Source organism: Peribacillus sp. FSL P2-0133 (assembly GCF_037975445.1).
GTDB classification, from domain to species: Bacteria; Bacillota; Bacilli; order Bacillales; family DSM-1321; genus Peribacillus; species Peribacillus simplex_E.
The window spans coordinates 5,040,347-5,052,949 of the sequence record NZ_CP150254.1; the positions used below are offsets into that span (position 1 = coordinate 5,040,347).

The window sequence follows — 12,603 nt, forward strand, 5'->3', positions numbered from 1 at the left end:
AAATAACTGTTCGTTGTTTTCGCTGGTCTTTTTATTATGCCTTTAAAAAAAGATTTCTGAAAGCAGATTGATGATTAAAATCACATACAGTTTCACACAATTTTTTTAGGTAGGGATGATCATTTGAGAATGAAAAAAAATTTATTGGATCCGCCCAAGATACTTGTACTAGGCTTTGCCATCCTGATACTTATTGGGGCCTATTTATTAACCCTGCCGATTTCCACAGAAAATGGAAATGGTCTTTCTTTTCTGGATGCTTTATTCACCTCGACTTCCGCTACATGTGTAACAGGACTGGTCGTAGTGGATACAGGAACGACCTTCACCACTTTTGGTGAGTTGGTCATCTTAACACTGATACAGATAGGCGGTTTAGGGTTCATGTCATTTGCGACATTTTTCTTTTTCCTTTTAGGCAAAAAGATTTCTTTAAAAGGCAGGTTACTCTTGCAGGAATCCTTAAATAATCTATCCATGGCAGGTGTAGTCAGGTTAGTGAAACGGCTTTTAATTTTCACGGCAATCATTGAGGGCATGGGTGCCCTTATTCTATCGATTCGCTTTTCTTTTGACATGCCAATCGGCAAAGCAATCTATTACGGGTTTTTTCATTCCATATCGAATTTCAATAATGCCGGCTTTGATTTAATGGGGGAATTCAAGAGTTTGACCCCTTATGTATCGGACCCCTTCGTGACCCTTACGGTCGTCTTCCTCATCACGTTTGGCGGGATAGGTTTTATCGTGATGAATGAAATATACGAATACCGTGATACCCATCGTTTATCCATACATACGAAGATTGTTCTGACGACTAGCTTGGCACTTACGATTGCCGGCGCAATTTTAATCTTTTTATTCGAGTTCGGCAATGCCAAGACATTGCAGCCTTTATCTTTCATGGGTAAAATGCTGTCATCATTATTTCAATCGGTATCACCAAGGACGGCAGGCTCCAATACGCTGAATATCCCTGATTTAACTCAGCCTACATTACTGCTCATCATTTTCTTGATGTTCGTCGGGGCTTCACCCGGATCGACTGGCGGCGGGATTAAAACGACTACATTGGCAACGCTTGTCGGAACGGTTTGGTCACAGATTAAAGGAAAGGGTGATGTGGTATTATTCCGGCACCGCATTGTGAGTGAAACGATCTTTAAAGCATTGTCCGTTACATTCATTGGCGTATTCATGGTTTCAATCATCTCCATTCTGCTGACCATCACTGAAAGCGGAAGTGACTTCTTGATGATTTTATTTGAAGCCACTTCCGCATTTGCCACCGTGGGACTTTCAATGGGTTTGACCCCTGAATTATCACCGGTTGGCCGGATGCTCATCATTTTCACGATGTTTGCAGGCCGTGTGGGTCCTTTGACTTTGGCCTTTGCCATCGCTATGAGGCGCAAACCAGATCCGTTCCGACGTCCAAAAGGGAAAATCATGATTGGTTAAACATAAATGAAGGAGTGTAAAAGATGGGAAAACGACAATATGCCGTGATCGGTCTAGGCAGATTCGGAACCAGTGTGGCCCATAGATTATATACGGCTGGCCAAGAGGTATTGGGTATTGATGTCAACGAGGAAAGAGTCGAGAATGCGGAACTGAGCGTTACCCATGCTATCATGGCGGATACGACTGAAGAAGAGACATTGAAATCAATCGGAATCCGTAATTTCGATTGTGTCATCGTAGCCATAGGAAATGACATGCAATCGAGCATTTTAACTACCTTGCTTTTAAAAGAGCTTGGGGTAGATAAGGTCATTGCCAAAGCACTTAATAAAAATCACGGTCAGGTGCTCACTAAAGTCGGGGCCGACTGGGTCATCTATCCTGAGAGGGATATGGGGGAGCGGGTCGCGAATCAACTCCTGTCCCCTAACATGCTGAACTATATAGAACTCTCTAAAGAATACAATATCGAGGAAATCATCCTCCCCATGAGCATGAAGGGAAAAAGCCTCAGGGAGCTTGATCTACGGGCAAAATATAATATCAGCGTCATTGCCATCGTGAGTAATGGAGAAATCATCATAGCCCCCTCACCGGATCAGGATATCCATGAAAATGATATACTTTTAGTGGTTGGCAATAAAGAAGATCTAGCCGTCTTTGCCAATATTGAATAATCCAACAGGTTCCGGCTCTTGCTTTATGGGCCCTGTACCTATTTTGAATGCAGCATCACTTATACATGCGAGAAGACCGCCATATGGAGGTCTTCTCGATGATATTTATAATGAGCATCCCTATGCCCTGGATATGTATGTATTATTTTATCGTACTGATTGCTTGGGCAAGAGTGGACTTTATCGTAACTTTATCAAAAGGCAGATGAAGCTTAACGGCAGTCATGGCTATTTCCGGCCGAAGTCCTGAAAGGGTTGTTTGAATACCGATCAAATGTAAGGATTCAATCAATTGTGACAGCTGGTGAGCGGATGCAGCATCAATTGCATGAACGCCCGATAGGTCAATGAAAAGCCTTGTGACATTTTTTTCAGCGCACTTTTGTAATGTGTTTTCAAGCAAGGACATGCCCCTAGTCGTGTCAATATCGCCTATCAGGGGAAGCAAAGCCGTGTTATCTTTAAGGGAAATGATGGGCGTGCTCAATTCATCGATCGTTGCCTGTTGGGCTTTCATGATTTTATTGGCATATCTATGATTCGCTTCCGTAAACCTCTCCATCACTTCACTGAACACCTTCACCACTATCCGATACCAGGAATTTATTTCTTCCTGCGTATATTTATCTCCATGCAATCCCACAAACCGGTCAATATAATCCAGGTATTGCTCTTGCGTTCGAAAGAACTCCCTCAATATAAAATAGATGGGTGTGTTTAAATGCTGCTCATCCTGACCGATATCTTCAATCCAATCACCAAGCCAATTAAAGAATTCCCTCTCTTCTGTAACAAAGACCTGAAAGAAACGTAAATGGAATTCATTATTTTGCCGCTTAAGTTTTTTAATCACTTTGAGATCGGTTGAGCTATAAACCCCCGCCTTATCGTTCTTATTCAATGTTGCGTACCAATCCTCAGTTAATTGTCCTGCCACACCCAATAAAAAGGAATATAGTTCTTTATTTCTGTGCATAAGTTTCTCCACCTATTTTTTTTTATAAAATAGCATTCCAATTGGTCTCAGTAATCAATAAATCCAATGCAGCTAATTACAGAAATCAGCATTGTCAGGCTATTGAAATATCATCAAAGTAAGCATCGTAGATAATTTCTTCCATACATGAAATGTCATGACCTGATACCCAATGGTCCCCTCTTTCCATATACCTTCCCAGCCGTTTTTGAAACCATACAAACACTATTTTTTTAAAAAAAATTGCAAGAACCTACATCTATTATTCTGGTAAATCTTCGTTCACCCAAAAAGCATTTTATTATTATAGTTTACCATTTTTATATTTCGTTAACAAATCCTCCCTTTTCTTTATAACAAAAAAGGACCTGCTCCCAGATCCTCCGTTCATCACCATTTCGCCTATCTTATGAGAATTACTTTTTCATAAATAAGGCCGTCCATAAGCCTTGCACCCCAAACGTTTCATCGGAATGTTCCATTTTCCTCATTTTACGTATTTCCAGCACGTCAAATTCCTTGAAGATCATTCTGATTTTTTCTTCAGTAAAACCTAATCCGCCTTTAAGGCTTCCCTGCCTATATACTTCCCAATCTGAAAGATCTGCACCACCCAATATGCCGCCTTCGACAAAACAAGTAATCGAATACAATCCCTTAGGCCTTAACGCCTTTTTCACCATCTCCAAATAATTGATCCTTCGATGTGGAGCAATATGGTGAAAACAACCTGAATCATACACGAAGTCATATTGCCCTTCATCAATATCCAAATCAAATATATTCCTTTGAATGAAGTTCACGTGCACTTTCTTTTCTGCCGCTCGTTCTTTTCCCCAGTCCAGTGCTTCCTTCGAAAGATCCACCGCATCAACGGAACAGCCCTTTTGAGCAAGGTAAATGGCATTTCTCCCAGGTCCGCATCCAAGCTCAAGAACCTTTCCTGGCCCAATTAACCCACCATTAAAATAAGTAACCAAATTCTCATCAGGGAAATTTTCGAAAAAGGGGACCCCCTTTTCACGGTCTTCATAAAAATCATTCCAGAATGCAGTTGGCTCACGCAATAACGAGTCCAGCATATTCAATAAATCTTCATAGGTTGTAATCGTCTCCGACAATACCATCACCTCTTCCCATTGTATCCCACCATTTAATTATACTGGCTTCAGCCTGTGCCTATGTAACAGCTGCATCAAAAATTCGTAACATATGGCGTTCAGACGCTTCCTATTCTTCCTCATTGTTACTTTGACCATCTCTTCTGAAATGTCGACACCTTAATTTTTGCCAAGAATGTTCACTTGAGCCAATCTGGATATGTGGAGCCATTTCCGATTCCGACTTCCAGAATAGTATCATTTCCATTGCTATTCAATTTGGATAGGGGTCCTTTCGGATTTTTCAATTGACTCCCGATCCACTTCTGAAACATGCCTCCTCCATCACCTTCCTCACATACGTTTACTGATGATTATCTTCCTATACATTCCACTCAGCATGACCGGTCGATCTTCTTCAATTTTCACACTCTTATCATGTCTACTGAACAAGTCTTCAAACCGCAAGCCAATATCCGTTCCTAAAAATCTTATGATGGGTCGCAGAAGCTTTTTGGGTAGTGAAAGCACTTCATCTTTAGAGATAAACTTATCGAATAGTATGATTTTTCCCTCGCCTTTTAAAACCCTGATCATTTCCTGAAGGCATTCATCGGCATCAGGTACGACGGAAAGAATCAAACTTCCCACTATATAGTCAAACGATTCATTATCGAATTCCATATGCTGTGCATCCATCTCGAGAAAATTGATCGTTGTATTATCAAATTTCCCCATCGCTTTTTTTAGCATATCGGCTGACAGGTCTATCGCCGTTATCTCAAGGTCAAGGTTCTTGACCAGCTCCAAATCGGCCCCCGTACCTACGCCCACAAACAGAACCTTTGCATGATCTTGAAAATGCATCTCTTCAAATATTCTTTTCCTGGCATCTAAAAAGAGATAAGAATTGAAGATTTTGTCATAAATCGGCGACCAAACCTTATAAATCACTTTATTCCACGAATTATTCAACATCCCCACCCCCTTGCTTACTTTTTCTATAAAGCATTAAATATCCCTTTCAAGCGGATATTATTTCTGGCTAATTAGTAAGATTAATCTCCATGCGGCGCTTCCCTGCCCGCTTTAATGCAGACATTACACCTGCGCGATTCATTTCAAACACATTACCTTGACTGTCATAGTAATACACTATAAGATATACCAAAGGAGGTGAGGATTTGGTTCAACGACAACTATCCTCTGACTTGCTTCGCGGACATGTAGATACGATGATTCTAAAACTCCTGCAAAGTGGCGATAAATATGGTTATGAAATCAGCAAACTGATATATATGGATTCGGATGAGCAATATGAAATTAAGGAAGCGACGATGTATTCCAGCTTAAAACGACTGGAAAAGGACGGATGCATCATCTCTTATTGGGGAGATGCCACACAAGGCGGGAGAAGGAAATATTACAAAATCACCCCGATTGGGGAAGACACATATATCCAAAATAAAAATGACTGGGAGCAGGCCAAGCGAATACTTGAGCGCCTCTTGTAAGAAAGGAAGATGAAATGTGATTGAAAAACTGAATGCACATGTTCATAACATTTTTGCCCCGTACAAAAGTGCAAAAACAGCAAAGGAATTGGAAGAAGAACTGCTGCAAAACTTACTGGAAAAATACAATGACCATAGAAGGAATGGTGCCAGTGAGCAGGAAGCGTATAAGCTGACTGTGGATTCGATTGGGGAAGTATCAGAGCTCATAGAATCGCTCAATCTGCAATACAATGTGCTTGAGCAGGCGATAAGCATGGACTATTCCAGGCAACGCTTATTGGATTCCGACTTCCGCTCGGTTTCGGTGCATGATGGAAAATTTAATTCCTGCGATTTAAGCCGTTCTGATTTCAGTCATTCCGACCTGACGAACAGCACATTTAAAAGCACTAACTTAAATAATTGCATCTTTGAAAACGCCAATTTAACCAGTACCTTATTTAAAAGTGCAAATTTAAAAGGAGTAACTTTCAAGAACTGCATTTATAATAAAACCCATTTTAAAGGCTGTAATTTATCAGGTCTTATTTTTGATAAGGAAACATTCAAACAAACCATTTTCGAGGGTTCTTCATTGAAAAAGGCATCATTTCGCGATGCCACACTCATCAATGTTCAATTTCGGATGTCCGATTTAAAGAAAATCGACTTTACTGGAGCTTCGATGGATAAACTCACTTATAACTTTTTACCTGGAGCTAAGGTTGATCTTAGCGGCGTGACCATCATCTAAAGGAGGGTTTGACTTTACCGATAGCGATTGTAAGTATCTACCTCAATCATTTGCGTGACCGTGTTTCTGACTGCGGTCGTTTTAAAAGGAATGAGCATGGGAGAATGATTCAATAAGAACCCTGTGCTAAGACACGAAAAGTCTTAGCACAGGGTTTTTATATGATTATCATTCAACCGCCCATCCTCCTCTGCATGAACCTTTAGACTTCCACTTCAAATTCTTTAACGTAGACAGCATTCCCGGTGATTTCAATATCGTATATGTCATGGTTTTTGGTAGCCTTAACGCGAACTCTCCCATCCTTCCCGATTTCTTGTCCCTGTTCGATTAACAGGTGCACCTCATCTTCAAGACCATCCTTTATGTATTTTGCATAATAAGCGCCCATTACACCTGAAGCCGTTCCCGTAACAGGGTCTTCAAGCGTACCTGAAAATGGCGAGGAAAAATGCCTGGCATGCATATGGGCATCACTATCATACGTTTCCAGGCAAAAGGGATGAACAGAAGCTCTTGGCATTTCCTTTAATAATTGCGGAAACAGTTTATTGTTCGCCTTCATCCTTTTGAATGAATCGCGTTCTTTTACAGGAACCAGTAAAGTCCATAAGCCTGTACTTCCATAAACAATAGGTAATTCATTTTCCAGATCTTCTATATCAAGTCCCAGGGAACTGGCCAAGCCGCCCTTATCTCCGCTAAACTCTTCAAACTGTGGCGCGGCCTGCTTCATCGTAATGTATACCTCTTGATCCGCGGTCGTATGGATCTTGATTGGCAATATTCCTGCTCCTGTTTCAATCATCAGCTCATCTTTATCCAATAATCCCCTGCTCTTCAGTGCATGGATGGTAGCCATTGTCGCGTGACCGCAGAGATTCATTTCGTGTCCTGGTGTAAAATAACGGATTCTAAGATCCGCAATATCGGACTTCATGGGAAAAGAGGTTTCATTGAACCCCACCTTCAGCGCTATATCCTGCATTTCCTTTTCCGTCAGTCCATCCGCATCTAAAACGACACCTGCCGGATTTCCTTTATTCGGTTTACTACTGAACGCATCGTAATGAAAAACCCTTACCATTTTCAAATCTAACATCTCCTATTAAATGAATGGTGCTTCTCTTTTAATAGTAATTCTATATCTCCATCAAAATCCCTCTTTCGTCCTATACTCAGTGAAACGACCATTGATTTTATTTTCTGACTATTGTACAATTACTCAAATTCATCTAATTGTAAAATTCCATGAAGGGAAGGAGTACGTTATAGCTTCTGTTCCAAAGAGAGCTGGTGCTTTGCTGAAAGCCAGTGTCCAGAATATAACCGAAAATCATCCCTGAGAAGTAAAGCCCAATCTTCAGTAAGCTTTACCGGTTTCCCCCGTTATATGGGACAACGTACTATTGTGCGTTTGTAAAGGGTAGTAATGTGCTCTCGAAGCATTTTATTAAACAAGAGTGGTACCGCGAGTTAAAATCTCGTCTCTTAATGAGACGGGATTTTTTGTTTTTATCATAATCAATGAAAATAACGGAAAAGCAGGTGCAGGAATAATGCAGACACTATTATTCGTAACAGATTTATACTATGAAGCAAAAGGAAGAAATTATTATGAGGAGGATTTGTTCCTTACTTCGAAACTTAGAGAAGATTTTCAATTAGTACTATGCCATCCTGAAGACATTGAAACGTTTGAAAAGGATTTTGACCTAATCGTATTTCGAAATGCCGGTCCAGTCGCCAATTTTAAAGATAAGTATCTAGCATTCCGTAACAGAGTGGCTGCTGGTTATTTGAAAACGTACAATTCATTTGTTGGAAAGGCTGATATGAACGGGAAGGAATACTTAATTGAACTGACGAATGCTCAATTCCCTGTCATTCCGACCATCGATACACTTGAATCCTTAAATAAACTTCCTGATGTGGAAACATATATAGTTAAGCCGAAAGATGGCGCGGATTCCATCGGTTTGGAATTTGCCACGAAAGAAGAATTGGGAAATAAAATGGATTCAGAATCAAAGAACACATTGGTGCAGCCATTTATCAACTTTGAGTATGAAGTCTCTTTTTATTTTATCGATACGGAATTTCAGTATGCCCTCTATGCGCCTGACAAAGAGAAAAGATGGGAATTAAAAGAATATAAACCTACTGAAGCAGATCTGGCCTTTGCTAAACGATTTATTGAATGGAACAATCTTGATTGGGGAATCCAACGCGTTGATGCCTGCCGGAATGAACAAGGTGAACTTTTATTAGTAGAACTTGAAGATCTAAACCCCTTTCTTTCCCTGTTGGAATTAACCGATGAAACACGCCGAAATTTTGTAAAAGCCATGAAAAAATCCTTACAGAAAGCACTTCAGGCTTAGTATAAAGTGCGAGGTAGGTCGAATAACTGCGTCAACGGCGGAAAAAAGTTAGAAGAAAAAATATTGGAAATAGACAGAAGACAAAGAAGAAAATAAAAGAGTGGTGGAAGTTTTAGGATTAAACTTTCACCACTTTATTTATGGACAAATAAGAATCTCACTTGCAAGCTCCGATTTTATGAATCGCAGGCGAGGTTTGCGATCCCTTCTTTTTAGCCGTCATTTGGAAAAACCACTCCTTTTTCACTTATATTTTTGGCCGTTTACTGGTTGCGAATGTTTTATTAAATATTGTGTGACTTATTATATAAACCGGTATGATTAACAAATATATATAAACTTTATGTGGCATATACTCAGTAAAATAGCGAATGAATATGATTAACCATATAATTAATACTAAATACTTTAATACAACTTTCATTTAACTATCTCCTTTTAGGAATTCGGTTAGTATATCAAACTTTGTATTATCGTCTAGAGGAAAATCGAGAAAAAAGGAATTCCCACTTTTCCCAAAAAGAAAAAAGCCTGAAGCGGTTTTTCTGCTCCAGGCTCTTTTTTTAGCTTTTGGTCTTCATGTAAATTTGAAACAAAGTTTGATCAAAACACGCTATAAATATATTTAGTTTAGCATTGAACTAAAGAATTAATACCAACGAGTATATAAATATTCCCACCATATACACCTTGAAAGAGAACCTTAACAGTAGCACGTGCAGTATACCCTGCATCATTAACCTGCAAAAAGTTTAGTGAAAATAGATTTAAAATGACCTAAGATATTTGACTGCCGTCTCAGCATATATCTCGGCAGATTCTACTAAGTTCTCCACTGAAACCCGCTCATCGTACCCATGGATAGTGTGTTCCAGCCCAGGACCGTAAAGGACGGTATCAATGCCATGGCGCCGGAAGTGACTGGCATCACTTGAACCAAGCAAAAGTACGCTGAAGACGGGTTCCTCCATTCCAAGGACACTCTGGATTCCCAGTTCTATGGCCCTGACAATTGGACGATTCTCTAAGGTCCAGTTCGGGTTAGTACAGGGTACCATTGGCTCCACAACTGCACCTGGCGCTACAGCACTAACAAGATTCCTAGCGACATCAAGTACAAACTCGGGCTTCATACCGAATGGAACCCGGGTATCCACTTTAATGATACACTTGTCTGCGACGACGTTCACATTTGTTCCGCCCTGAATTACACCTGGATTGTAAGAGGGACGATAAAGTAACTGTGACAGTAAGGGATTTCCTAGACGCTGAGATAGGAGCCACTCAGTATTGTACAAAAGTTGACAAGGCTCTGCCTGTGGCGTTGCCTTGAGCTCCCATAGCTTGGTTAGTGCTTCGACCGCGGCTGCCCCTCTTCGTACGGCGGAGATTCCATAAAGCGGATGTAGGCTGCCATGATCTGTCTGACCTGGTATGATCACCTGCATCCATGCCCTGCCCTTTTCACCGGCATTCGGATGGTGGGGGTCCGTTGGTTCACCAATCAGACAAGCATCACCCTTAATCAATCCTTGATCCAGGAGCGAGGCCACCTCAATGCCGCCAGTCTCTTCATCCGGAGAGGCAATAACTCCTAGGCTACCTTTCAAATTAAGAGTGGGGGCGAACTCCTGAAGTAGTCCAGCCACAAAAATCAGTGATGCCAAGCCTCCTTTCATATCGGAGGCTCCCCTCCCCAAAAGCATACCTGCTCTGACTTCTCCTGAGAATGGATCGAAGGTCCAATGTGAACAATCGCCTGCAGGTACGACATCTGTATGTCCACAAAATAGGAGCCGTGGACCAGGTACCCTGGTTAAGGGAGCATCACAGACCACGGTAACCAGCGCATTTTCGCTACGGCGGTGCTCGGTAATCAAGAACCCTTTTGCTGCTAGGTATCGGCTAATATGGCGTCCCATTTCTGCTGACTGCTTCATAAACTCGGGCGATGGATTTTCAGTTGGAATTCGAATAAATGAAGCAGCAAGTTCGACTAATTCCTGTTGCCTTGACCTTATCAGCTGCCGGATTATTCTGGTACTCATATAAATACATCCCCTCCATGTCCAGTATTAGCTGCAGTATTTCTATACTATTCTATGTGCTGTTCCTAGATCATATTTCTGGGGTTAAAAGTGGGGAAACATTTGATACATGTTATTTAAAGTCGCGTTCAATGCTATAGTTAAACTTAATGAGCCAAAGATATATAAGATTATGTAGTGGTAATGCCTAACCCCCGTTATCTTAACAACAATTCTTTCAACTATTTAGCTAATTATGCTTGACTGGTTTTAGGGTTTTTGACTTGCTGAAGTGAAGCATTGAAACGGCTGGAAGGCAGTCTTATCCCCTATGCTCAGGAACCTTCTACCCGAAGGCGCTACTGTAAGTTTTAGAGGTTGCATCAAGCAACCGTCAAGCATGCTCGATGGACAAGCTATCCCCCCCTAAAAAACATTTGTGAGCTTACAAAGTTATAAAGATATTAATGCTTATGCTAAACTTGTCTGTTTAATAACGATAATTAATTAAACAAACATAGAATCAAAAAGGGATACTCAATGACTCAAGTATCCATTTTTGATTCTATTATATAAACGTGAAAGGGAGCGGATTTCTGAAATCAACTGCCACCTTTTTACAAATAAAAAAACTGCAGGCAAACTCGCTTTTCTTCGAGTTTGTCTACAGTCTGAAACAACTTTTAATCTATCCGGGCCTTTATTTCAAAAGAGATTTATGCCATTTCCACGCACTTTCAATGATTTCTTCCAAATCTATCGATGCTTTCCACCCAAGTTCTTCATATATCTTATTAGCCGAAGCAACAAGACGGGCTGGATCTCCAGGGCGACGGTCTCCATACTCGATGGTCGGTTTCACTCCCGTGACTTTTTCACAAGTGTCGATTACATCCTTAACCGAAAATCCTTTTCCATTCCCAAGATTGTAGGTGGCCGTATCCTTCTTTCCGGATAAAAGGGCTTGAAGCGCGATTATATGGGCTTGAGCTAAATCCGTTACATGGATATAATCACGGATGCAAGTGCCATCTTCTGTGTCATAGTCCGTACCAAACACGGAAATCTTCTCACGTTGACCTAATAAATGCTGTAAAATAATCGGAATCAAGTGTGTTTCCGGATCATGGCTTTCACCGATTTCTGCCGATGCATGTGCTCCGGCCGCATTAAAGTAACGCAAGACGACATAATGAAGTCCATATGCTTTTGCGAAGTCTCCTAAGATCTGCTCTACCATCAATTTCGAGCGGCCATATGGATTAATCGGATTGGTTGGCTGATCCTCATCAATCATATCAACATTCGGTATCCCGTAAGTAGCTGCCGTTGATGAAAAAATGAAATTCTTAACATCATGCTTGAGCATGGTATTCAACAATGTAAGAGTTGCACCTACATTATTTTCATAGTATTTATAAGGATCTTGGACAGACTCCCCAACCAAGCTATTTGCAGCAAAGTGCATAACAGCTTTAATGGGATACTTAAGGAATATATCATTCAAGACCGCTTCGTCCCCTAAATTTCCTTCCACCAAGATGGCCTTCGAATCGACCAGCGAACGAAAACCGGTTGAGAGATTATCCAGAATGACAACCTCTTCAGTATTCACTAACTCTTTTACAAGATGACTTCCAATATATCCTGCACCGCCAACGACCAAAATCATATAGAATTTCCCCTTTTACTTTTAGCTTAAATGAAATCTTGCCAATTTTCTCA

12 protein-coding genes and 1 other annotated feature are annotated in these 12,603 nt (G+C 40.8%); of the genes, 5 read left to right on the plus strand and 7 right to left on the minus strand.

Annotated elements, in window-relative coordinates:
• Nucleotides 1-129: 129 nt before the first annotated feature.
• The gene (locus tag MKY17_RS24245) at nucleotides 130-1,461 is read left to right on the plus strand and encodes a TrkH family potassium uptake protein (RefSeq protein ID WP_098373042.1); all 1,332 of its coding nucleotides are present in this window, start codon (nucleotides 130-132) and stop codon (nucleotides 1,459-1,461) included.
• Between the two features lie 23 nt (nucleotides 1,462-1,484).
• Nucleotides 1,485-2,141, plus strand: a complete 657-nt coding sequence (locus MKY17_RS24250; protein WP_098373041.1) for a TrkA family potassium uptake protein — start codon at nucleotides 1,485-1,487, stop codon at nucleotides 2,139-2,141.
• A 142-nt stretch (nucleotides 2,142-2,283) separates the two neighbouring features.
• Here MKY17_RS24250 and MKY17_RS24255 read toward each other — a convergent pair whose 3' ends face one another.
• The 4 genes from MKY17_RS24255 to MKY17_RS24270 form a co-directional block, all read right to left on the minus strand.
• Complete coding sequence (locus MKY17_RS24255; protein ID WP_098373040.1) at nucleotides 2,284-3,117, minus strand: STAS domain-containing protein; 834 nt, start codon at nucleotides 3,115-3,117, stop codon at nucleotides 2,284-2,286.
• Between the two features lie 416 nt (nucleotides 3,118-3,533).
• Entirely contained in the window at nucleotides 3,534-4,238 is a 705-nt protein-coding gene (locus tag MKY17_RS24260; protein WP_098373039.1) for a class I SAM-dependent methyltransferase, read from the minus strand.
• Between the two features lie 179 nt (nucleotides 4,239-4,417).
• Nucleotides 4,418-4,552 carry a hypothetical protein gene (locus tag MKY17_RS24265; protein ID WP_339200963.1) on the minus strand — a complete coding sequence of 45 codons (135 nt, stop codon included), beginning with the start codon at nucleotides 4,550-4,552 and terminating at the stop codon, nucleotides 4,418-4,420.
• 19 nt (nucleotides 4,553-4,571) lie between these two features.
• Entirely contained in the window at nucleotides 4,572-5,192 is a 621-nt protein-coding gene (locus MKY17_RS24270; RefSeq protein ID WP_098373073.1) for a class I SAM-dependent methyltransferase, read from the minus strand.
• A 209-nt stretch (nucleotides 5,193-5,401) separates the two neighbouring features.
• Between MKY17_RS24270 and MKY17_RS24275 the strand changes: the two genes are divergently transcribed.
• On the plus strand, nucleotides 5,402-5,731 hold the full coding sequence (locus tag MKY17_RS24275; RefSeq protein ID WP_098373034.1) for a PadR family transcriptional regulator: 330 nt from the start codon (nucleotides 5,402-5,404) through the stop codon (nucleotides 5,729-5,731).
• Nucleotides 5,732-5,747: 16 nt separating this feature from the next.
• Nucleotides 5,748-6,467 (plus strand): pentapeptide repeat-containing protein, encoded by a 720-nt coding sequence (locus tag MKY17_RS24280; RefSeq protein ID WP_339200965.1) that lies wholly within the window; start codon nucleotides 5,748-5,750, stop codon nucleotides 6,465-6,467.
• Between the two features lie 202 nt (nucleotides 6,468-6,669).
• On the opposite strand, the gene MKY17_RS24285 is transcribed toward MKY17_RS24280, so the two are convergent.
• Nucleotides 6,670-7,560 (minus strand): PhzF family phenazine biosynthesis protein, encoded by an 891-nt coding sequence (locus tag MKY17_RS24285; protein ID WP_339200966.1) that lies wholly within the window; start codon nucleotides 7,558-7,560, stop codon nucleotides 6,670-6,672.
• Between the two features lie 149 nt (nucleotides 7,561-7,709).
• Nucleotides 7,710-7,962: a binding site (T-box leader), on the plus strand.
• 64 nt (nucleotides 7,963-8,026) lie between these two features.
• Here MKY17_RS24285 and MKY17_RS24290 point away from each other — a divergent pair.
• On the plus strand, nucleotides 8,027-8,851 hold the full coding sequence (locus MKY17_RS24290; protein ID WP_339200968.1) for a hypothetical protein: 825 nt from the start codon (nucleotides 8,027-8,029) through the stop codon (nucleotides 8,849-8,851).
• Nucleotides 8,852-9,618: 767 nt separating this feature from the next.
• On the opposite strand, the gene MKY17_RS24295 is transcribed toward MKY17_RS24290, so the two are convergent.
• Together MKY17_RS24295 and galE are read right to left on the minus strand one after the other, a co-directional pair.
• Nucleotides 9,619-10,899 (minus strand): ArgE/DapE family deacylase, encoded by a 1,281-nt coding sequence (locus tag MKY17_RS24295; protein WP_339200969.1) that lies wholly within the window; start codon nucleotides 10,897-10,899, stop codon nucleotides 9,619-9,621.
• A 679-nt stretch (nucleotides 10,900-11,578) separates the two neighbouring features.
• Nucleotides 11,579-12,550 (minus strand): UDP-glucose 4-epimerase GalE, encoded by a 972-nt coding sequence (galE, locus tag MKY17_RS24300; RefSeq protein ID WP_339200971.1) that lies wholly within the window; start codon nucleotides 12,548-12,550, stop codon nucleotides 11,579-11,581.
• Between the last annotated feature and the right edge of the window lie 53 nt (nucleotides 12,551-12,603).